Here is a 19,763-nt window from a genome sequence, read left to right on the forward strand (position 1 = left end):
GCCGCGACGATCCCGGGCCGGGAACACGGACCGTCGTGGCGGATGAGGCGAGGAACACGGCGGGGGAGCCGGTCCGACCACGGCGGACGTCGGTGGTTCTCAGGTGCCGCTGGCCTCCCACCACTCCTGGTAGACGACGCCGGGATCGTCGAGTGGGAGCACCTTGACCCGTTGCCGGCCGGACCGGACGGCGCCGACGGTGGACAGCGCGCGGGCGAGCAGCAGCGCGGCGTCGCGGTCCTCGGCGTGCACGATCTGACGGCGCGGTTCGGGCGCGGTCGTCTCGTCCCGCAGCAGGCCACCACCGGCCCAGGCGGCGGCGATGTCGTTGTCGGCGGCGGTGCGGATGTCGGTACGAACGATCAGGAAACGCATGGCTGTCTCCGGATGGACCGCGACGGGGCGAGCACGCTGTGGAAGTTCCACGTCACTCTTTCGTCATGTTACGCCCGCACGTCGTCCCAGCAAGTGAAACGCGGCCATCCGTCCGCTCTCGTCCGATCATCCGATGCCCGGTCCGGACGTTCGCGCCGGCGGAGACGACGAGAGGCCGCCAGCGGTGCGCCGACGGCCCCTCGCTGCGTCACCGGATCAGTTCAGATCGAACTGCCCGTTCTTCGCGCCGCCGACGAAGCCGAGCCAGCCGGCCCGGTTGAACAGCAGCACGGGCCCGCTCGGGTCCTTGCTGTCCCGCAGCGCGACCACGGCCGGACCGGCTCCCAGCGGCGCCACCTCCACGCAGTTCGAGGTCTGGCTGCGGGTGCTCTTGCGCCACGGGGCGTCGGCGAGCTGCCGGGCGGAGACGGTGTTGCGGATGTCGTTCATGGTTCTGCTCCTGCTCCTGGAACTCCGATGGGGACGAGTGGCCCGCCCGGCCCCGACGGGGTCCGGTGTGGATCACCGTTCCGTCAGGCGCCCGGAGTGTCGCCGGCGCTGGACCGGCGGTGCCGACCCGTGGGCCGACGTGGACGGGGCTGCCGAGTCGGTCAGCCGCCCCGTCGCCTCGAAGAGCCAGGAGAGGGTGTCCGATGCGGAGAGCGCCGCCGAGCACAGCCACTCGAAGGCCACTTTATAGCGATTTACCGGGTTTGCCTCGTGTGACATGACGTCGATGAAGCCACCTTCGATCGCCAGGGTCTCCGGATCCTGCGGATCGGCGAACCGGTAGAGCGAGAAGGCGGTGGGTGGCAGGTAGAAATCGCCGATCACCGTGTCGCGTTGCAGCAGGTGCAGCGTGACGTTGGGAAGGATGGCCAGCTCACAGAGCTTCACCAACTGCTCGTGCAGCACCTCCGGCGGCCCGGCCCGGCGGCCCAGCGCGGCCTCCTCCAGCACCGCCGTGTAGCGGGGGCCGTCGACCCGGTCCAGCAGCGACTGGCGGGCGAGCCGGGCGCGTACCTCGGTCTCCGGGTCCTCGCCGGCCTCGGGGTCGCCGGTCGCGCTGGCCGCCCGGTCGGCCGAGACGATCCGCAGCCGGGCGTAGCCGGGGGTCTGCAGCAGCCCCGGCACCAGCACCGGGTTGTACTCGCGGATCTCCGCGCAGCCGGCCTCGATCTCCGCCCAGCCGAGCTGCTGCTGCGTCATCACCGGGTACGACTTGCGCCAACCGCGCATGTCGCCGGCCTCGTGGGTGATCCCGATCAGGTCGTCGCGCAGTTCCGGCTCGGCGCCGTAGAGGTCCAGCAGGAGGCGTACGTCGTCCGGGTCCGGGCGGCTGCGCCCGTTCTCCAGCCGGGACAGCTTGGACGCCGACGCCCAGCCGATCCGCTCGATGACCTGGTCGCCGGTGAGTCCCGCCGCCTCGCGCAGGCGGCGCAGTTCGGTGCCGAGCCTGCGTCGTCGCAGGATCGGACTGGGCACGGCAGGAGGCACGGGTGTCCTCGTTTCGCGTCGACCGCCGCGGACGCGACGGTAACTGTATGAAATTCGCCCCCCACGGTCAGTATGGACGGCGCGACCGGTGCCGGAGGTTCCGGCGAGGGCGTGTCACGAGACAAAAAGAGGACTGTGGAAGGTGTCGGCCGTCCGGGCGACGATGACCGGGCCGGCCGCACCTCCCCTGACGCGCCGACCGGCGCCATCCCCGCGGAGGGAACCCTCATGCGCACCGTCCTGCGCCGCCCCGACTTCCGACTGCTCTTCGGCGCGCTGCTGGCCAGCATGGCCGCCGAGTCGATCCTGCTGCTCGCGCTCGCCATCTGGGTCAAGGATCTGACCTCCTCCGACGGGCTGGCCGGCGCCACCATCTTCGCGATCGTCGCCCCGATGACGCTGGCGCCGCTGGTCGGCTGGGTGGTCGACCGCTACCGGCGGCGGCCGTTCTTCGTCGCCGCGAACCTGGGCACCGCCATGCTGCTCACCCCGCTCTTCGCGGTCCGGGACCGCGCCGATGTCTGGATCATCTACGTGGTGGCCGCGCTGTACGGCTTGTCGTATCTCACGCTCAGCGCGACGCTGAGCGGCCTGATCCGGCAGCTGGTGCCCAGCGAACTGCTCGCCGACGCGAACGGGGCGCTGCAGACCGTGCGGCAGGGGCTGCGGCTCGGCGGCCCGCTGGCCGGGGCGGCCCTCTACGCGGCCGTCGGTGGCTGGCTGCTCACCACCCTGGCGATGGTCGGGTTCGTCACCGCCGCCGCCGTGGTCGGGCTGCTCCGGGTGGCCGAGACCGAACCGGCGGCGGCCACCCTGCGCTGGCCGGCCGAGCTGGGCGCCGGGCTGCGGCACCTGGCCGGCGAGCCGGCGCTGCGCCGGGCCCTGCTCGGCTACGGGCTGGGCTCGCTGGTGATGGGCTTCAGCGAGTCGCTGATCTTCGCGTACGTCGACCAGGGGCTGGGCCGCGACGCCGCGTTCGTCGGGGTACTGGTCACCGTGCAGGGGGTGGGTGGGCTGGTGGGCGGCCTGCTCTCACCCGCGGTGGTACGCCGCATCGGCGAGGTCGGGGCGCTCGCCGCCGGGGTGACCTTCTTCGGCCCGGCCGCGCTGGCGCTGGCCTGGCCGGACCTCCGGCTCGGGGTGCTGGCCCTGCTGCTGGCCGGGGTCTCGCTGCCGCTGACCATGGTGGGGCTCGCCACGCTGATCCAGCGGCGCACCCCGCCCCGGCTGCTGGGCCGGGTCGCCGCGGCGTCCGAGGCGCTGGTCAGTGGCCCGCAGGCGTGCTCCATCGGGGCGGGCGCGCTGCTCGTCGGGGTGTTCGACTACCGGCTGCTGTTCGTCCTGGTCGGGGTGATCACCACCGCCGCCGGCGCCTGGCTCTGGCGCGGCCGCCGGCTCTCCCCGCCGCCCGGGACGCCCGCTGGAGTCCCGTCGCCCCGCCGTCCCCACCCGGCCGAACACCTCACCCCCGACGCCACCCGCCTCTGAGCGCCCGCACCCGGACACGGAAAAGTGGCCGTTCCGGGGGGAACGACCACTTCTCCTGACTCCTGAGGGGTCAGCCGGCGAGGCTGGCCAGGTGCTGCTTGACCTGGGTGATGGAGGGGTTGGTCAGGGCACTGCCGTCGGCGAAGCGCAACGTGGGGACGGTCTGGTTGCCGCCGTTGACGCTCATCACGAACTGGGCCGCCTTCGGGTCCTGCTCGATGTCGACCACCTCGTACCCGATGCCCTCCCGGTCCAGCTGCGACTTGAGCCGGTGGCAGTAGCCGCACCACGGGGTGGAATACATCGTCAACATGGTCAGGTCCTCCAAGTGCTCGCGTCGCCCGGCCTGTCGTTCAGGTCAGGCTAACCGCTGCAACATCAGCGGGAGCTGAGATGATTCCTCGCTGTGGGGGTTCACTCAGCGGCGGAAGTCGTGCTCGCCGGGCTCGACCCGGAGCAGCGCGCGGCGGTGACCGCCCCCGCCGGCCCGGTCTGCATCCTGGCCGGCGCGGGCACCGGCAAGACCCGCGCGGTGACCTCCCGGATCGCCCACCGCGCGCTGACCGGCGAGATCTCCCCCCGGCACGTGCTGGCGGTCACCTTCACCGCCCGGGCCGCCGCCGAGATGCGGGCCCGTCTCACCGTGCTCGGGGTGTCCGGTGTCCAGGCGCGGACCTTCCACGCCGCCGCGCTGCGCCAGGTGCGCTACTTCGCGCCCCGGCTGCTCGAGGGGCGCGCCATGCCCGAGCTGCTGGACAGCAAGGTGCGGGTGGTCACCCTGGCCGCCGCCAAGGTCGGCCTGCGCGCCGACCGGGCCGCCGCGCGCGACCTCGCCGGCGAGATCGAGTGGGCCAAGTCGTCGCTGGTCGAGCCGGGGGAGTACGTGGTCGCCGCGGCCAAGGCGCTGCGCGAGACGCCGTACGAGCCGGCGAAGGTGGCCGAGGTCTTCGCCGCGTACGAACGGCTCAAGCGCTCCAACGGCGTGATCGACTTCGAGGACATGCTGCGCGCCGCGGTCTGGGGGATCGAGGAGCACCGGGACGTCGCCGAGCAGGTACGCGGCCAGTACCGGCACTTCGTCGTCGACGAGTACCAGGACGTCAACCCGTTGCAGCAGCGGCTGCTGGACGCCTGGCTCGGCGGCCGGGACGACCTGACCGTGGTGGGCGACGCCAGCCAGACGATCTACTCGTTCACCGGGGCCACCTCGTCGTACCTGGTCGACTTCCCGCGCCGGCACCGCGGCGCGACGGTGGTCCGGCTGGTCCGCGACTACCGCTCCACCCCGCAGGTGGTCGGGCTGGCCAACGCGGTGATCTCGCAGGCCCGGGGCGCCGAGGCGCGGCTGCGGCTGGAGCTGCACGGGCAGCGCCCGCCGGGCCCCGAGCCGGAGCTGCGGATCTTCACCGACGAGCCGGCCGAGGCGAACGCCGTCGCCGCCCGCTGCCGGACCCTGGTCGACGGGGGCACTCCGGCGAAGGAGATCGCCGTGCTGTTCCGGACCAACGCGCAGTCCGAGGCGTACGAGAAGGCGCTGACCGAGGCCGGCGTGCCGTACGTGGTGCAGGGGGCGGAGCGGTTCTTCGAGCGGGTCGAGGTGCGCCAGGCGATGGTCGCGCTGCGGGCCGCCACCCGCTCGATCCCGGGGGAGACCCCGCTGCCGACCGCCGTGGTCGAGGCGCTCGCCGCGGTGGGCTGGGCCCCCGACGCGCCCCCGGCGGGCGGTGCCGCGCGGGAACGGTGGGAGGCGCTGGCCGCGCTGGTCCAGCTCGCCGAGGAGTACGCGGCAACGCCCGAGGTGCTGCCGATCGGCGAGGCCGCCGCCATCGAGCGGCCGGTGACCCTGAGCGACTTCAACGAGGAACTGGCCCGCCGTGCCGCCCAGCAGCACGTGCCGACCGTCGACGGGGTGACGCTGGCGTCGCTGCACTCGGCCAAGGGGCTGGAGTGGGACGCGGTCTTCCTGGTCGGGCTCTCCGAGGGCACCCTGCCCACCACGTACGCCCGTACCCCGGAGCAGGTCGAGGAGGAGCGCCGGCTGCTCTACGTCGGGATCACCCGCGCCCGGCAGTGGCTCTGGCTGTCGTACGCCTCGGCCCGCTCGCCGGGCGGACGGGCCCGGCGGCCGTCCCGGTTCCTGCCGCAGCTGGACCGCTCCGGCGGCGGCGAGCGGGCCGGCGGCGGCGTGGCGAAGCGCACCGCCGCGCGCCGCCCCGCCACCCAGATCGTCTCCTGCCGGATCTGCGGCGCGACCCTGCTCGCCGGCCCGGACCGCAAGCTGGGCCGCTGCCCGACCTGCCCGTCCGACATCGACGAGGACCTGTACGAGCGGCTGCGGGACTGGCGGGCCCGGGTGGCCGGCGCGCAGAAGGTCCCGGCGTACGTCGTCTTCACCGACGCCACCCTGACCGCGCTGGCCGAGCGGCGCCCCGGGCGGACCGAGGAGCTGATCGCCATCGCCGGGATCGGACCGCGCAAGCTCGGCCTCTACGGCGAGGCGGTGCTGGCGCTAGTGGACGGTGCGGCGGTGGACGACATCGCGCCGCAAAAAACTTTCGAAATCTCGTCGTAAATTCGTTTGCCCTCGCCCCCGGGCGAGGAATAGCCTCATGGCACACCTCGGGAGCGGCGCCATTCCGGCTGCTCACGGGGTGGGAGACCAAGTCGGCACGAGGAACGTGAGGGAGGTGGCACCCGTGGAGATCTTCACCTATGAGCGTCCGGCGGCGATGCCAGCTGCCTGCGCTCCGCTGTCGACTGTCCGGGTGGCCCTTGCCGCCACGCGACCGTCGGTTCCGCAGGTGCACCAGGTCCAGGCTCAGGCCGAGCTGACCCTGACCGTCGCACCGATCGGAGTCGAGGGGACCAGTGGCTTCACGGGCATGGGCATCGGTGTCGCCAAGAAGCGCACGGATGTCCGCGGCGTTCCACCTCGAGGTAGACCGGTCTGAATCCCAGACCACCGGCTCACCTCGAGGCCGCGGAACCCGCTCACCGGGATCCGCGGCCTCAGTTTTTTGCCCCGCCGTACGTCGGAAATGCGATCCACGAGATCGAAGTGAGAGAGAGGTGACCGGGCGATGAGTCTGGCGTTGGCCCCGCTCGACGTGAGCGTCGAGATGGAGGCGAACCTGCCCTGCCGGAAGTTCGACCCTGACCTGTGGTTCTCCGACCAGCCCGCCGAGCTGGAGTTGGCCAAGTCGCTCTGCGGGGACTGCCCGCTGCGCGTCGAGTGCCTGGCCGGTGCGGTGGAGCGGGCGGAGCCGTGGGGCGTCTGGGGCGGCGAGATCTTCGAGCGTGGCGCGGTCGTCCCGCGCAAGCGGCCCCGTGGCCGTCCGCGCAAGGAGGACCTCGCCCGTGACGCGGCGCTCCGGGTCGAGGCCGAGGCGCGACTGGTGGCCAGTGGTGTGGCCACGTCGCGCAACGCGGTCCGGCTGGCGGCCTGACAACTTCCCGTTCCAACCCCGCCGGTGTCCAACACCGGCCGCGAGAAAGCCGAAACCAATGCTGCTGAACTACCCGAACGGAACCGAGATGCAACTACTCCACGAAGCGTTGTCCCGTGCTCGAATGCGCCGGCCTCAGGCCGGTCGTACCACCACGAGCACTGAGGCAACCCGTTCCGCCCGTACCGTCGCGATGAAGAGCCGGAGCCAGTCGGCTCGCGACCTGGGCGCTCTCTAGATCCCTACCGAGTACGCGGGGGCGGTGACCGGAATCCGGTCACCGCCCCCGCGTCGTTACGTCCCGGTCAGGCCACCGGCGCGAAGCCGGGCAGCCAGCGTTCCAGGATCCCCCGATACGGCGCCTTGGCCTCCAACTGGCACAGCACCCCGATCGAACCCAGCGTCACGCGGTGGATCATCAGGTACGACGGGGGCAGGTTGAGCTGCCGGCTGAGCTGGTAGGTCGGCGACTTCGGGCTGGCCAGCCGGGCCGCCTCGGACCGCAGCCAGGCCCGGCTGAACCGGAATTCCTCGGCGGCGATCGGTTCCAGCATCGGCCGCAGGAAGTCGAGCACCGCGTGGGCGTCGATCGGCTCCGTGGAGCTGACGAAGCCCTCCTTCCGCAGGCCGTCCACCACCCCGTCCGCGTCGCCGCGCAACGCCAGCCCGGCGATCCGGCCGATCGGCTCCGGGGTGCCCTCCGGCATCCGCGCCACCGCGCCGAAGTCGATCACGCCGAGCCGACCGTCGGGCAGCAGCCGGAAGTTGCCGGGGTGCGGGTCGGCGTGCAGCAGGCCGGCCCGGGGCGGCGCGGACAGGTGCAGCGTCGCCATCAGCCGGCCCGCCTCGTCCCGCTGCTCCTCGGTGCCCTCGCGGATGATGTCCGCCAGCGGCGTCCCCTCGATCCACTCGGTGACCAGCACCCGGGGCGAGCTGGAGAGCACGGCCGGGATGAAGATCTCCGGGTCGTCGGCGTACGCGGCGGCGAAGGCCCGCTGTGACTCGGCCTCCAGCTCGTAGTCCAGCTCCTCGGTGACCCGCTCCCGCAGCTCGACCAGCAGCGGCTTGACGTCGAGACCCGGCTGGATGGCCCGGAACATCCCGCCCAGCCGGGAGAGCTGCTTGAGGTCGGCGAGCAGGGCGTCACCGGCGCCCGGGTACTGGATCTTGACGGCCGCGGTCCGCGCCTCGCCGGTCTCCGGGTCCCGCCAGATCGCCTTGTGCACCTGCCCGATGCTCGCCGCGGCGGCCGGAGTGTCGTTGAACTCGACGAACCGGTCCCGCCAGTCCGGCCCGAGCTGCTCGGCGAGCACCTTGTGCACGGTCGCCGCGGGCAGCGGCGGGGCCGCCTCCTGGAGCTTGGTCAACGCCTGCCGGTAGGGGGCGGCGATCTCCTCCGGCAGCGCCGCCTCGAAGACCGACAGCGCCTGACCGAACTTCATCGCCCCGCCCTTGAGCTGCCCGAGGACGCTGAAGAGCTGCTCGGCGGTGCGCTGCTGGATCTCGGCGGAGATGACGTCGGAGGCGAGCCCGGTGACGCGCTTACCCATGCCGAGGACGGTCCGCCCGGCGAAGCCGAGCGGCAGAGCGGCGAGCTTGGCGGTCCGGGACACGGCCCGGCGCGGGATGTCGGTCACTTGGTCATTGTTACCGACTCGGTGGGCCCGCTGCTGCTCCGAAGCCGGGCTCGGCCGCGGCTTCCCTCCTCCGCGCCCCCTCCGGCCCCACCCGCCCCGCCGCCCGAGCGGGCCGACGCGCCGCCCGACCTCGCCTCCGGCCGTCCTCCCGCTGCTGCGGGCGGCCGGTCAGCGCCGGCGGCCGGCGCACTCGCAGGAGGGGTGCGGCGGCCACATCCGGCGCCGGAACCGGCCCGCCGCGCCGATCTCCACGGCGCAGCCGAGCGTCTCCGGAGCGCCGCCGTCGAGGTGGGCCAGCGCCTCGGCGACCGCGTAGCCGACGGCGGCCAGCAGGGTCGCGGCGGCGCACGCCTGGTCGGCCGGGTCCGCCGCGAGCTGGGCGGCCAGCCCGGGCCAGCCCGGGTCCCGGTCGGCCCGGTGCAGGTCCAGGCAGTGCAGGCAGGGGCCGACCGGCGGTCGCACCAGCGGCCCGACCACGGGTACGCCCTCGCGCAGGCCGAGCAGCAGGTGCGGCTGGCGACGCTGGGCGTACCCGGCGGCGAGCAGAGCGGCTGGCCGGTCGGCGCCGAGGTGGACCACCAGCTCCACCCGAGCGCGGCGCAACGGGCGGGTCTGCGTGCCGGGGGCGGTCCGGCCGATCGCCGAGCGGAGCGCGGCGGCCAGCGGGCGTCCCACGTCGGACGCGGCCAGCCCGGTGCCGACCAGGTCGGCGGGGCCGACCGCGCCGGCGAGCTCGGGTGCCACGTGACCCACTCCGGCCTGCGCCAACGCGACGGCGACCGGGCCGCCGAGCCGGCCGGCGCCGGCGACCACCACCCGGGCGGTCCGCCGCCGGCGCAGCACCTGCGCCGGGGTGCCGGGCAGGGTGGGCGCGGCCAGCGCGAGCGCCCCGGCCTCCGCGGCGAGGCGGCTGCGCGCCGGGCCGGCCAGGTCCCGGGGGAGCAGCGTGTGCGCGGGTACGACCAGACCGGCGGCGCGCAGCGCGTCCAGCAGTTCGCGGGCCTCGTCCGGGCCGATCCGGGCGGCTGCGGCATCGGCCAGGATCCCGCGCTCGCTGCGGCTGCCGTCGAGCAGGTCGAGCAGGCGCGCGGCGCGCGGGTCGGCGACCTCGAGCAGGACGGCGCGCCCCGGGTCGAGCCCGAGTTGCAGGGTGTGCCGGTCGCGCCAGAGCCGGGTCAGGCCGGGCAGCAGCGTCGGGCGGGGCAGGGGCGGGCGGGAGAGGGTCGGGTGGGCCGGGCGGGTCGACGGGCTCATGACGACGGATCGTGACCGAATCCACGCTGTCCGTCGATCGTTGTCCACAGGTGCGCGGCGCTCTGTCCAGCGCTGTCCACAGGAAGCGGCGGGATATCCACAACCGGCGGGTAACTCTGTCGCCCTCCCGACACCGTCGTGCCCCCGGGAACGGCGCGGGGGAGGGGTGGCCGCCGGCCACCCCTCCCCCCGGAACGCGTACGGGTCAGACCTTGGCCTTGCCCAGGATGCGGTTCACTGTTGTGCCGCACACCGGACACTTGCCCTTGGCCATGTTCATCCCGGTCTTCGAAACCTCGATGCGCCCCTCGAAGTCCCGCTTCTCCTTGCACTTGACGCAGTAACCGTTGTAGGTCTGGGCCTGGTCGGCCACGGTAGCCTCCTCGTCTCGTCCGCCGGGCGAGCCGGCCCGGCGGGTCTCCCGGCGGCGGGCCACGCGGGGCCCAGACGCTGGGTCTTTCTCCGCGGACACCTTCGTGACCGCTGGTTGGCGGACCCTACCCAGATCTGGGCGAATCCATGTCAGCTGTGCATCGACACTGTGAGGAAGTCGACGTCGAGAGTGTGCATGCCGGAATGGGCCGGATTAGTGAGTTTGCCGGGGACACGCCGGTCGGAGACCCGCAAACACGCCCGGACGGGGCCCGAGCGGCGCTGCGGAGGGTGATCACCTACGGTGGGTGAGACGCGAGCGTCGAAGTGCCTCTCCGGCCGCCACGAAGGGTGACCGGGGCGGCCCGACATGGTCATCCACAGTTTTTTTCGGGACTCCTCGCGACCAACCACCATTTTCCGGGCGCGTGTCGCGGTGTTGACCCTTGCGGACCCCTGGTCAGTACGCATTAGCTTTCCCTCGTGGCAGGAATGCACGGCTGCGCGGCCCACTGATGGCTGGGGCGCGGAAGCCGGTCGTCGAGGTACGGCGCAGTCAGCGCCGGCGACGCACGGTGTCCGCCTACCGCGACGGGGAGCGGGTCGTGGTGCTGATCCCCGACCAGTTCTCCCGGGCCGAGGAGAGCGAGTGGGTCGACCGGATGCTCGCCCGGCTCGCCGCCCGTGAGGGCCGGCTCGCCCGCTCCGACACCGAACTGCTCGACCGGGCGCTGCGCCTGATCAACCTCTACCTCCCCGACCAGGGCAGCGACGCCCTGCCCGCCAGCGTCCGCTGGGTCACCAACCAGAACGGCCGGTGGGGGTCCTGCACCCCGGCGGACCGGACCATCCGGATCTCGCACCGCCTCCAGGACATGCCGGACTGGGTGCTCGACTACGTGCTGCTGCACGAGCTGGCGCACCTGATCGTGCCCAGCCACAACGCCCGGTTCTGGGAGCTCGTCGGCCGGTACCCGAAGACCGAGCGGGCCCGCGGCTACCTGGAAGGCGTCGCCGCCGCCTCCGCCGTACCCGTCCCCGGCTGACCCGCACCGCTCTGCCCGGCCCCCCTCCCGCCACCGCATGATGATCGACTCCAGGTCGGCGACGTGGCGGCATCCGTCCGCCTCCGATACCGCCATTGCCGCGACCCGGAGTCGATCACCCCGGACGTTAGGGTCGGAGGGTGACCCGACGTGTGGTGGTGGCGTTGCTCGGCCCGGTGACCTGGTCGCCGCCGGGAATCGATGCCGTGGACTGGCGTACCGCGCTGGCTGAGGACACCGTCGACATGCTCGCCACGCTCAGCGAGGTGGAGACCGCGGTGGCGGTCATCCCGGCGGACCGCTGGCTCGCCGACGCCGTCATCTGGCCGGGTACCGCCGTGCACGAGGTGGCCGAGCCCACGGTGAACGCCGTACTGGCCGCGCTGACCGGGTACGACCAGGCGGCCGTGGTTGCCGCCGACGCCCCGGACCTGCCCGGCCTGACCCTGGGCAAGCTGCTCCGGCCGCTCACCAGCCGGCCCGTGGCGGTCGCCCCGGTCGAGGGGGAGGGGCCCGGCCTGCTCGGGGTGGCGACCCGGCTGCCCGTACCCGGATGGTTGCCGGCGGTGGACCTCGACGCGGCGGTGCCGGCGGACGTGCGCCGCGCGGCGCCGGCCCCGGGCGACGTGGCCGTCACTCCCGCCTGGCGGCGGCTGCGCGGCCCGGCCGACCTGGCCGCCCTGAACCCGGCGGTCGAGGGCTGGGAGGCCACCCGGGCCCTCCTCTCCGGCCCCGCCCGCCGAAGCTGACCGCTCTGAAGCCGGTGGGCGACCCACCGGACGGGCGTGCAGACGCCGCCGGCCGGGCGCGCGCGTGGGGTGCGGCCCGGCCGGTGCGGTGCGGATCAGGACTTGTCGGTGTCGTCCCCGGAGTCGTCGGAGCGGGGCGGGGTGCCGTCACCCGGCGCCTGCTCCTCCGGGCCGCCCGGCGCGGTGAAGTCGAAGTTCGCCAGCTCGTCGTCGAGGTCGAGCTGAGCGGTCGCGAAGGCCACCGGGTCGGCGAAGTCGTCGTCGGAGGGGAGCAGGTCGGGGTGGCCCCAGACCGCGTCCCGGCCGGAGATGCCCCGGTGCGTGGTGAGCGCGGCCCAGAGCGCCGACGCCTCGCGCAGCCGGCGCGGTCGCAGCTCCAGCCCGACCAGCGCGGCGAAGGTCTGCTCGGCCGGACCGCCGGCGGCCCGGCGGCGGCGGAACGCCTCGCCGAGGCGGACCACGCTGGGCAGGCGCTCGCCGGCGGCGTTGTCGACCACGTGGCAGACCCAGCCCTCGACCAGCGCGAGCACCGTCTCCAGTCGGGCCAGGGACGCCTTCTGCGCCGGGGTGTCCTCCGGCGTGAAGATGCCCTCCAGGGCGATGGCCTGCATCGACTCCGGGTCGGTCGGGTCGACCCGGCCCATCGCCTCCTCGATCGCCTCTCGGTTGACCCGGATGCCGGAGGCGTAGTTCTCCACCGCGGTCAGCACGTGCCCGCGCAGCCACGGGACGTGCTCGAAGAGCCGCTGGTGGGCGGCCTCGCGCAGGGCGACGTAGAGGCGTACCTCGTCCTCGGGCAGCTCCAGGCCCTCGCCGTACGCCCGGATGTTGGCCGGGACGAGCGCGGCGGTGCCGGCCGGGCCCAGCGGCAGGCCGATGTCGCCGGCCGAGAGCACCTCGGCGGCGAGCGAGCCGAGCGCCTGGCCGAGCTGCCCGCCGAAGAGCGCCCCGCCCAGGGTCGCCACCATCGACTGCATCGGGCCGAGCTGGGCCCGCGCCTCCGGCGGCACCAGGTCGCCCATCGCGCCGACCATCCGGCTGGCCACCGGGTCGCAGAGCTTGCGCCAGACGTCGAGGGTCTTGTAGATCCACTCGTTGCGGTTCCACGCCACCGAGGTGCGGATGCCGGACGGCAGCGCGGAGGCCGGCTCCAGCCAGAGGTCGGCGATGCGCAGCGCCTCCTCCACCGCGTGCCGCTCGTACGGCGACACCGCCGGGTCGCCCGCGGCGGCGAGCTGGCTGGCGGCCACCTGCCGGGCCAGGTCCCAGTTGACCGGCCCGCTGCCCGACGCGGAGAGCAGGTGCTGCAACTGCGACATGAACTGCTGCATCTGCGCGGGATCGTTGGGGTCTGGTGGTTGCCCACCCGGGAGCGCGAAACCGAACGGAATATCAGGCACGACGTCTACGGTACGCGCGCCGCGCCCCAGGTCGCCCTCGCTGTCGTTGCGCTGAGGGCGAAGTCGGCCTCGGCCGCCCGGGCGGCACCGCCTGAATCGGTACGCTCTGCCGCATGAGACGTCGCGGCGTGACCGTCCTCCTCGGTGCTCTGCTCACCACTCTGCTCAGCATCGGCGTGCTCGGCGCGCCCATCCCGTACGTGGTGCTCGGCCCGGGGCCGACGGTGAACACCCTCGGCACCTCGGACGGCAAGGAGGTCATCCAGGTCACCGGCCGGTCGACGTCCAACTCCGTCGGTCAGCTGCGGATGACCACGGTGGGGGTGCAGCCCACGGTCAAGCTGCGCGCGGCGATCGCCGGCTGGCTCTCCGCCGACGAGGCGGTGGTGCCGCGCGAGCTGGTCTACCCGCCGAACGAGAGCCAGGAGGAGGTGGAGAAGCGCAACGCCGAGGACTTCCAGAACTCGCAGACCAGCGCCGAGACCGCCGCGCTGGTGGAACTCGGCTACCCGGTGCAGGTGGTGGCCAAGGAGGTCGCCTCCGACGGCCCGTCGGCGGGCGTGCTCAAGGCCGGCGACGTGATCACCACGGTCGACGGCGTGAAGGTGACCACGGCGACCAAGCTGGTCGAGCTGGTCCGGGCGAAGCCGGCCGGCACCGCGCTGCGGATCGGCTACACCCGCGACGGCGTGGCCGGCACGGCCACGGTGACCAGCCGGGAGCAGGACGGCCGGCCGCGCGTCGGGCTGGTGCCGGAGCAGCGGCAGCCGCACCCGTTCACGCTGAAGATCGACCTGGCCAACATCGGCGGGCCGAGCGCCGGGCTGATGTTCGCCCTCGGCATCGTGGACAAGCTCGAACCGGCCGACCTGACCGGCGGGAAGATCATCGCCGGCACCGGCACCATCGACGACGAGGGCCGGGTCGGTCCGATCGGCGGGATCGCCCAGAAGCTGGTCGGGGCGAAGAAGGCCGGCGCGAAGGTCTTCCTGGTGCCGGCGGACAACTGCGCCGAGGCGGTCCGCAATCCGCAGCCCGACCTGCCCCTGATCAGGGTCGGCTCGCTGGACGAGGCATTGACGGCGCTGGAGACGTTGCGGTCGGGTGGGCAGCCGATCCGTTGCTGAGCCCGGGCACCGCGGCAGCCCGCCGTGACCTTGGACCGACACGTTCAGGAACACCCCGTACTCTGGGTGCCTGTCCGGAGCCGATCACATCGAGCGTGCGGAGCCAACAGTGGTCATGCGTAGCAGCCCCCTGCCGAGGATGAGCCGGCGCGGACGCGTCACCATCGGAGTCCTGGTCGGGGTGTTCGTGCTCTTCACCCTGCTCGGCTGGGGTGTCCAGGCCTGGACGGACTGGCTCTGGTTCGAAGAGGTCCGCTACACCCAGGTCTTCACCGGGGTGCTGGTCACCCGGCTGCTGCTCTTCCTCACCATCGGCGTGGGGTTGGGGCTCTTCGTGGGCGGCAACCTCTGGCTGGCGTACCGGCTGCGACCCGCGCTGCGGCCGCACTCGCTGGAGCAGGCCACCCTGGAGCGCTACCGGATGCTGCTCACGCCCCGGATCGGCACCTGGATCAGCCTGACCGCGGTCGTGCTCGGGCTCTTCGCCGGCCTCTCCGCGCAGAGCCGGTGGAACCAGTGGCTGCTCTTCCGCAACGGCGGCGACTTCGGCGTCAAGGACCCGGAGTTCGGCGTCGACGTCGGCTTCTACGTCTTCCAGCTGCCCTTCTGGCGGTACCTGCTCGGCGTCGGCTTCACCGCGGTGGTGCTGGCGCTGCTCGGCGCGCTGGCCGTGCACTACATCTTCGGCGGGGTGCGGTTGCAGGGCGTCGGCGACCGGATGACCAACGCCGCGCGGGCCCACCTCTCCACGCTGGTCGCCGTCTTCGTGCTGCTCAAGGCCGTCGCGTACGTGCTGGACCGGCGGGCGATGCTGCTGGAGTACAACGAGGGCGCCAAGCTCTACGGCGCCGGCTACGCCGACGTCAACGCGCTGCTGCCGGCCAAGGAGATCCTGGCGTACATCTCGGTGGTGGTGGCGATCGCCATCATCGTCTTCTCCAACGCGGTGATGCGGAACCTGGTCTGGCCGGGCATCGCGCTGGCCCTGCTCGGTGTCTCCGCCGTCGCGATCGGCGGCATCTACCCGTGGGCGGTGCAGACCTTCGAGGTCAAGCCGAGCGCCCGGGACAAGGAGGCGCCGTACATCGAACGCAGCATCGGGGCCACCCGCGCCGCGTTCGGGTTGGGCGACACGAAGACCACCGGGTACGCGGCGAGCAACCTCACCCCGCCGGCGAACCTGGCCACCGACACCTCGGTGGTGCCGAACGTCCGGCTCCTCGACCCGCAGCTGGTCTCCGAGACGTACACGCAGCTCCAGCAGGTCCGCGGCTTCTACGACTTCGGGCCGAAGCTCGACATCGACCGGTACTCGGTGGCGAACAAGACCTCCGACTACGTGGTCGGCGTCCGTGAGATCAACTACGGCGAGCTGACCCAGAACAACTGGATCAACCGGCACACCGTCTTCACCCACGGGTACGGCCTCGTCGCGGCCCCGGCCAACCAGGTGGTCTGCGGCGGCCAGCCGTACTTCGTCTCCGGCTTCCTCGGCGAGAAGGCGCAGGAGGCGTGCTCCTCGCAGGCCGAGCAGATCCCGGCCACCCAGCCGCGGATCTACTACGGCGAGCGGATGAAGGAGGACGACTACGCGATCGTCGGGCAGTCCGACAAGTCCCGCAACGCCGAGTTCGACCGGCCCACCCCGACCACCGGCGGCGAGCAGTACTACACCTACACCGGTGAGGGCGGCGTCGAGATCGGCTCGTTCACCCGCCGGCTGCTCTACGCCATCAAGGAGCAGGAGTCGAACTTCCTGCTCTCCGAGGCGGTCAACGACAACTCGCGGCTGCTGTACGTGCGCAACCCGCGGGACCGGGTGGAGAAGGTCGCCCCCTTCCTCACCCTCGACGGCGACCCGTACCCGGCGGTGGTGGGCGGCCGGATCCAGTGGATCGTCGACGGCTACACCACGGCGGCGACCTACCCGTACGCCGAGCGGGTCAACCTGCAGACCGAGACCGCCGACGAGCTGACCAACCGGGGCACGTTCCAGCTGGCCCGGGAGAACGTCAACTACATGCGCAACTCGGTGAAGGCCACCGTCGACGCGTACGACGGCACGGTGCGGCTCTACGAGTTCGACGAGACCGACCCCGTGCTCAAGGCCTGGAACAAGGCGTTCGGCGGCGACCTGGTGCTGCCGAAGACCGCCATCCCGGCGGAGCTGGCCGAGCACTTCCGCTACCCGGCCGACATGTTCAAGGTGCAGCGGAACCTGCTCACCAAGTTCCACGTGACCGACCCCGGCGACTTCTACTCCGGCCAGGACTTCTGGCAGGTGCCGAACGTGCCGGACGCGCCGGACAGCGGGCAGAAGCAGCCGCCGTACTACCTGTTCACCCAGTTCCCCGGGCAGCAGGGGCCGCGCTTCCAGATCACCGCGGCGGTCACCCCGAACGGGCGGCAGAACCTCGCCGCGCTGATCTCCGGGTCGTACGTCGACGGTCAGCCCAAGCTGGAGGTGTGGGAGCTGCCGGACCAGACCCGGGTCTCCGGGCCGGTCCAGGTGCACCAGCAGATGACCAACAACGCCAACATCCGGCAGCAGCTCAACCTGCTCTCCTCCAACCAGGCCCAGGTGCAGTACGGCAACCTGCTGTCGCTGCCGTTCGGCGACGGGATGCTCTACGTCGAGCCGGTCTACGTGAAGAGCAACCAGCAGGACGCGTACCCGCTGCTGCAGAAGGTGCTGCTCTCGTACGGCGACGGCGGTTCCTACGTGGCGCTGGCCGACAACCTCACCGACGGCATCAAGCAGCTCGTCGACCAGGGCAAACGGGCCGGGCAGGGCACGACGCCGCCGCCCGGCGGCACCCCGCCACCGCCCCCGGGCGGCACCAACCCGCCGCCGCTGACCGGTGAGCTGGCCGCCGCGGCGGAGCGGGTGCAGACGGCGATCGTCGAGGTCAAGGCCGCGCAGACGTCCGGTGACTTCGAGCGGTACGGCCGGGCGCTCAAGGCGCTGGACGAGGCGATGACCGCGTTCCAGCAGGCGCAGCAGACCGCCGGGCCGGCCCCGACGCCGAGCGGCAGCCCGTCCGCGCCGGCACCGACGCCGAGCGGCTGAGCCGCAGCGCGACCCGACAAGCCCGCGACCCGAGGACCTGCAGGTTCTCCGGTCGCGGGCTTGTCGCTTTTCCGACCCGATCCCTGCAACCGAACGGCCCCGTCCACCGTCTTGTCAGCAGGTGGGGGAAACGGGGAGACGTGGTGTGAGCATGAGGGACGCGCAGAGCTTCGACGAGTTCTACCGGAGCACCTCCGGGCGGACGCTGCGGTACGGCCACGCGGTGGCGGGTGACCACGGCGAGGCGCAGGACCTCGTGCAGGAGGCGTACGCCCGGGCCTGGCGGCAGTGGGGCAGCCTGGCCACCCATCCGGCGCCGGAGGCGTGGCTGCGGCTGGTGGTCAGCCGCCTGGCCACCGACCGGTTCCGCCGGCTGCGCGGCTGGCGCACGGCGGTGAGCCGCACCGGCTTACCCGAGGACGTACGGCCACCGGGCGAGGACACCGTCCTGCTGGTCGCTGCCCTGCGGCAGTTGCCGGCGAACCAACGGCAGGCGCTGGCCCTGCACTACCTGTTCGACATGCCGGTGGAGGAGATCGCCCGCGAGACGGGGGCGCCCACCGGCACCGTGAAGTCCTGGCTGTCCCGGGGCAGGACGAGGCTGGCCGAGCTGCTGCCCGGGGTCGCGTCCGAGAAGCTGGAGGTCAACGATGTCGCGTGAACTGACCGGTTTCTACCGTTCGCTCGCCGAGGACACCGACCCACGCGGCCTGGCGGCGCCCGACCTGGTGCGTCGGTACGCCGACCGGCGGGCGCGGACCCGGGCGGCGCTGGGGGTGCTGACCGCGGCGGCGCTGGTCGGCGGGACGGCCGTCGGCGCCCAGTTCGTCCTCACCGCCGGCCCGGCCACCCGGGTCGGGCCGCCCGCCGACACCCCGGCCCCGCCCTCGCCGGTGCCGTCGAACCCGACGCCCACCCCGTCGGCTACCTCGCCCGGCCCGAGCGGGTCGGTGTCGCAGCAATCGCCGTCGACGTCACCGACGAGCGTCGGCGTCCCGCCGCCCGTCCGGACGCCGACCTCGATTCCCGACTCCGCCTTCTTCGCGCTGGCGGCGGCGAACGACACCGGGGCGGGGGCCGGGTTCGGCGAGGGTCAGGTGCTGCCCGCGCTCTGCGGGGCGGAGCCGGGCGCGTCGGGGACGGTCCGGCAGCGGGTCCGGACGGTGCCGTTCAAGCTGGCCGGCACGCCGGAGGGGAACATCCCGGATGGTCTCTACCGGCACAGCATCACCATCTACCGCGACGGTAAGGCCGCCGCTGCGCTCGACGAAGTGCGCGACGCGGTGCGTGACTGCGCCGAGCAGCCGGTCGGCAAGGTGAAGTCCCGGCAGAAGCTGCTGCCCAGCAGCGGCTACGGCGACGAGTCGGTGCTGTTCGAGATGCGCAAGCCCTTCCTCGACGTCAACGACCAGCCGACCGGCGACGAGGAGGTCCGGCTGATCCGGGCCATCCGGATCGGGAACGTGGTGACGGTGCTCTGGGAGCAGGGCTGGGAGGGCAGTTCCAGCCCGAAGTCGCAGGTCGACGCGGACAGCCGGCGGGCGGTGCTGGCGATCCGCAACTGGTTGCGCTGAGTGGGTCCCGGGCCCGTTTTGCGGGTCCGGGGCCTCGTAGGCTACGGTTAGCGAGTCGACGCGGGGTGGAGCAGCTCGGTAGCTCGCTGGGCTCATAACCCAGAGGTCGCAGGTTCAAATCCTGTCCCCGCTACCACGACGAACGGCCCGAGGATCTGATCCTCGGGCCGTTCGCTTTTTCCCCGCCCGGCGCGGCCCCCGATGGCCGATCCGGGACCCGCCTGATCTCGGTCCGGGGGATGCGCTAGGCTTATGGAGCCGACGCGGGGTGGAGCAGCTCGGTAGCTCGCTGGGCTCATAACCCAGAGGTCGCAGGTTCAAATCCTGTCCCCGCTACTCGTTCGAAGGCCCCGGAGCCCAGCTCCGGGGCCTTCGCCGTTTCCGCCCGCCGGAGGTTTCCCATCCGTCCGGCGTGCCTCGCTTGCCCGGCTCGGTCAGGATGGGGGCATGTCATCTTGGAACAGGTGGTGGGGCCGGCTGAGCGCGGTCCTCGGTGCGGTCGTGCTCTCGGTCTTCGTACCGGTCGCGGCCTGGGCGTCCACGGGCCAGGGCGAGCTGGTGGTGGAGGCGGCACGGCGCAGGGGCCGGGGCGGTGGCGGCATCCTGGGCCTGCTCTGCTGCCTCGTCGTGGTGGGGTTGATCGTGTTCCTGGTGCTGCGGCTGATGCGCAACCGCCGCAACCGTCCGCCGAGCTGATCCGGTTGCCCCCGGCCGGCAGACGCCGGCCG

The 19,763-nt window shown here is 72.8% G+C and carries 19 protein-coding genes and 2 tRNA genes; 13 read left to right on the forward strand and 8 right to left on the reverse strand.

Annotated features, from left to right (window positions below; genetic code table 11):
- Positions 1-99: 99 nt before the first annotated feature.
- From ACTMTB_RS03925 to ACTMTB_RS03935, 3 genes are all read right to left on the reverse strand, one after another.
- A complete protein-coding gene (locus ACTMTB_RS03925; RefSeq protein WP_441142469.1) occupies positions 100-375 on the reverse strand; it encodes a hypothetical protein in 276 nt (91 codons plus the stop codon).
- 216 nt (positions 376-591) lie between these two features.
- Positions 592-825, reverse strand: a complete 234-nt coding sequence (locus tag ACTMTB_RS03930) for a DUF397 domain-containing protein (RefSeq protein ID WP_154942146.1) — start codon at positions 823-825, stop codon at positions 592-594.
- Positions 826-897: 72 nt separating this feature from the next.
- Complete coding sequence (locus tag ACTMTB_RS03935) at positions 898-1,872, reverse strand: helix-turn-helix domain-containing protein (protein WP_441142470.1); 975 nt, start codon at positions 1,870-1,872, stop codon at positions 898-900.
- A gap of 228 nt (positions 1,873-2,100) precedes the next feature.
- Here ACTMTB_RS03935 and ACTMTB_RS03940 point away from each other — a divergent pair, with 228 nt between their 5' ends.
- Complete coding sequence (locus tag ACTMTB_RS03940) at positions 2,101-3,360, forward strand: MFS transporter (RefSeq protein ID WP_441142471.1); 1,260 nt, start codon at positions 2,101-2,103, stop codon at positions 3,358-3,360.
- 70 nt (positions 3,361-3,430) lie between these two features.
- Here ACTMTB_RS03940 and ACTMTB_RS03945 read toward each other — a convergent pair whose 3' ends face one another.
- On the reverse strand, positions 3,431-3,673 hold the full coding sequence (locus ACTMTB_RS03945) for a mycoredoxin (RefSeq protein ID WP_154942149.1): 243 nt from the start codon (positions 3,671-3,673) through the stop codon (positions 3,431-3,433).
- A 93-nt stretch (positions 3,674-3,766) separates the two neighbouring features.
- On the opposite strand from ACTMTB_RS03945, the gene ACTMTB_RS03950 reads away from it, so the two are divergent.
- The 3 genes from ACTMTB_RS03950 (at position 3,767) to ACTMTB_RS03960 (ending at position 6,806) form a co-directional block, all read left to right on the forward strand.
- Entirely contained in the window at positions 3,767-5,932 is a 2,166-nt protein-coding gene (locus tag ACTMTB_RS03950) for an ATP-dependent DNA helicase UvrD2 (RefSeq protein ID WP_441142472.1), read from the forward strand.
- Between the two features lie 124 nt (positions 5,933-6,056).
- Positions 6,057-6,311, forward strand: a complete 255-nt coding sequence (locus tag ACTMTB_RS03955; protein WP_088964418.1) for a hypothetical protein — start codon at positions 6,057-6,059, stop codon at positions 6,309-6,311.
- Between the two features lie 129 nt (positions 6,312-6,440).
- A complete protein-coding gene (locus ACTMTB_RS03960) occupies positions 6,441-6,806 on the forward strand; it encodes a WhiB family transcriptional regulator (protein WP_088960445.1) in 366 nt (121 codons plus the stop codon).
- Between the two features lie 305 nt (positions 6,807-7,111).
- On the opposite strand, the gene ACTMTB_RS03965 is transcribed toward ACTMTB_RS03960, so the two are convergent.
- From ACTMTB_RS03965 to ACTMTB_RS03975, 3 genes are all read right to left on the reverse strand, one after another.
- Positions 7,112-8,443 carry an ABC1 kinase family protein gene (locus ACTMTB_RS03965; protein ID WP_441142473.1) on the reverse strand — a complete coding sequence of 444 codons (1,332 nt, stop codon included), beginning with the start codon at positions 8,441-8,443 and terminating at the stop codon, positions 7,112-7,114.
- A gap of 168 nt (positions 8,444-8,611) precedes the next feature.
- On the reverse strand, positions 8,612-9,697 hold the full coding sequence (locus tag ACTMTB_RS03970) for a hypothetical protein (RefSeq protein ID WP_441142474.1): 1,086 nt from the start codon (positions 9,695-9,697) through the stop codon (positions 8,612-8,614).
- 205 nt (positions 9,698-9,902) lie between these two features.
- Entirely contained in the window at positions 9,903-10,070 is a 168-nt protein-coding gene (locus ACTMTB_RS03975; protein WP_165945332.1) for a DUF5679 domain-containing protein, read from the reverse strand.
- A 514-nt stretch (positions 10,071-10,584) separates the two neighbouring features.
- Between ACTMTB_RS03975 and ACTMTB_RS03980 the strand changes: the two genes are divergently transcribed.
- Together ACTMTB_RS03980 and ACTMTB_RS03985 are read left to right on the forward strand one after the other, a co-directional pair.
- Entirely contained in the window at positions 10,585-11,115 is a 531-nt protein-coding gene (locus ACTMTB_RS03980; RefSeq protein ID WP_154942154.1) for a M48 metallopeptidase family protein, read from the forward strand.
- A gap of 140 nt (positions 11,116-11,255) precedes the next feature.
- Positions 11,256-11,864, forward strand: a complete 609-nt coding sequence (locus tag ACTMTB_RS03985) for a hypothetical protein (protein ID WP_441142475.1) — start codon at positions 11,256-11,258, stop codon at positions 11,862-11,864.
- A 95-nt stretch (positions 11,865-11,959) separates the two neighbouring features.
- Here ACTMTB_RS03985 and ACTMTB_RS03990 read toward each other — a convergent pair whose 3' ends face one another.
- Positions 11,960-13,195 carry a zinc-dependent metalloprotease gene (locus tag ACTMTB_RS03990; RefSeq protein WP_441142476.1) on the reverse strand — a complete coding sequence of 412 codons (1,236 nt, stop codon included), beginning with the start codon at positions 13,193-13,195 and terminating at the stop codon, positions 11,960-11,962.
- A 182-nt stretch (positions 13,196-13,377) separates the two neighbouring features.
- On the opposite strand from ACTMTB_RS03990, the gene ACTMTB_RS03995 reads away from it, so the two are divergent.
- The 7 genes from ACTMTB_RS03995 (at position 13,378) to ACTMTB_RS04025 (ending at position 19,731) form a co-directional block, all read left to right on the forward strand.
- Positions 13,378-14,391, forward strand: coding sequence for a YlbL family protein (locus tag ACTMTB_RS03995; RefSeq protein WP_441142477.1), 1,014 nt, complete (start codon positions 13,378-13,380; stop codon positions 14,389-14,391).
- 115 nt (positions 14,392-14,506) lie between these two features.
- Complete coding sequence (locus tag ACTMTB_RS04000) at positions 14,507-17,461, forward strand: UPF0182 family membrane protein (protein ID WP_441142478.1); 2,955 nt, start codon at positions 14,507-14,509, stop codon at positions 17,459-17,461.
- 151 nt (positions 17,462-17,612) lie between these two features.
- The gene (locus ACTMTB_RS04005) at positions 17,613-18,122 is read left to right on the forward strand and encodes a SigE family RNA polymerase sigma factor (protein ID WP_210774458.1); all 510 of its coding nucleotides are present in this window, start codon (positions 17,613-17,615) and stop codon (positions 18,120-18,122) included.
- Positions 18,112-19,035 carry a hypothetical protein gene (locus ACTMTB_RS04010; RefSeq protein ID WP_441142479.1) on the forward strand — a complete coding sequence of 308 codons (924 nt, stop codon included), beginning with the start codon at positions 18,112-18,114 and terminating at the stop codon, positions 19,033-19,035. Before ACTMTB_RS04005 ends, ACTMTB_RS04010 begins: the two co-directional genes overlap by 11 nt.
- A 59-nt stretch (positions 19,036-19,094) precedes the next feature.
- Positions 19,095-19,171, forward strand: a tRNA-Met gene (locus ACTMTB_RS04015).
- 126 nt (positions 19,172-19,297) lie between these two features.
- A tRNA-Met gene (locus ACTMTB_RS04020) sits at positions 19,298-19,371 on the forward strand.
- Positions 19,372-19,482: 111 nt separating this feature from the next.
- On the forward strand, positions 19,483-19,731 hold the full coding sequence (locus tag ACTMTB_RS04025; protein ID WP_179801708.1) for a hypothetical protein: 249 nt from the start codon (positions 19,483-19,485) through the stop codon (positions 19,729-19,731).
- Positions 19,732-19,763: the final 32 nt, after the last annotated feature.

The sequence above is a fragment of the Micromonospora sp. L32 genome (assembly GCF_052068055.1).
GTDB lineage: Bacteria > Actinomycetota > Actinomycetes > Mycobacteriales > Micromonosporaceae > Micromonospora > Micromonospora purpureochromogenes.

Bases quoted from the DNA above. Each gene is read 5' to 3' on its own strand.
- ACTMTB_RS03995 (WP_441142477.1), top strand. From the start codon at position 13,378: ATGAGACGTCGCGGCGTGACCGTCCTCCTCGGTGCTCTGCTCACCACT.
- ACTMTB_RS03980 (WP_154942154.1), top strand. From the start codon at position 10,585: ATGGCTGGGGCGCGGAAGCCGGTCGTCGAGGTACGGCGCAGTCAGCGC.
- ACTMTB_RS04010 (WP_441142479.1), top strand. From the start codon at position 18,112: ATGTCGCGTGAACTGACCGGTTTCTACCGTTCGCTCGCCGAGGACACC.
- ACTMTB_RS04025 (WP_179801708.1), top strand. From the start codon at position 19,483: ATGTCATCTTGGAACAGGTGGTGGGGCCGGCTGAGCGCGGTCCTCGGT.
- ACTMTB_RS03940 (WP_441142471.1), top strand. From the start codon at position 2,101: ATGCGCACCGTCCTGCGCCGCCCCGACTTCCGACTGCTCTTCGGCGCG.
- ACTMTB_RS04000 (WP_441142478.1), top strand. From the start codon at position 14,507: ATGCGTAGCAGCCCCCTGCCGAGGATGAGCCGGCGCGGACGCGTCACC.
- ACTMTB_RS03925 (WP_441142469.1), bottom strand. From the start codon at position 375: ATGCGTTTCCTGATCGTTCGTACCGACATCCGCACCGCCGCCGACAAC.
- ACTMTB_RS03960 (WP_088960445.1), top strand. From the start codon at position 6,441: ATGAGTCTGGCGTTGGCCCCGCTCGACGTGAGCGTCGAGATGGAGGCG.
- ACTMTB_RS03945 (WP_154942149.1), bottom strand. From the start codon at position 3,673: ATGTTGACGATGTATTCCACCCCGTGGTGCGGCTACTGCCACCGGCTC.
- ACTMTB_RS04005 (WP_210774458.1), top strand. From the start codon at position 17,613: ATGAGGGACGCGCAGAGCTTCGACGAGTTCTACCGGAGCACCTCCGGG.
- ACTMTB_RS03990 (WP_441142476.1), bottom strand. From the start codon at position 13,195: ATGCAGCAGTTCATGTCGCAGTTGCAGCACCTGCTCTCCGCGTCGGGC.
- ACTMTB_RS03930 (WP_154942146.1), bottom strand. From the start codon at position 825: ATGAACGACATCCGCAACACCGTCTCCGCCCGGCAGCTCGCCGACGCC.
- ACTMTB_RS03970 (WP_441142474.1), bottom strand. From the start codon at position 9,697: ATGAGCCCGTCGACCCGCCCGGCCCACCCGACCCTCTCCCGCCCGCCC.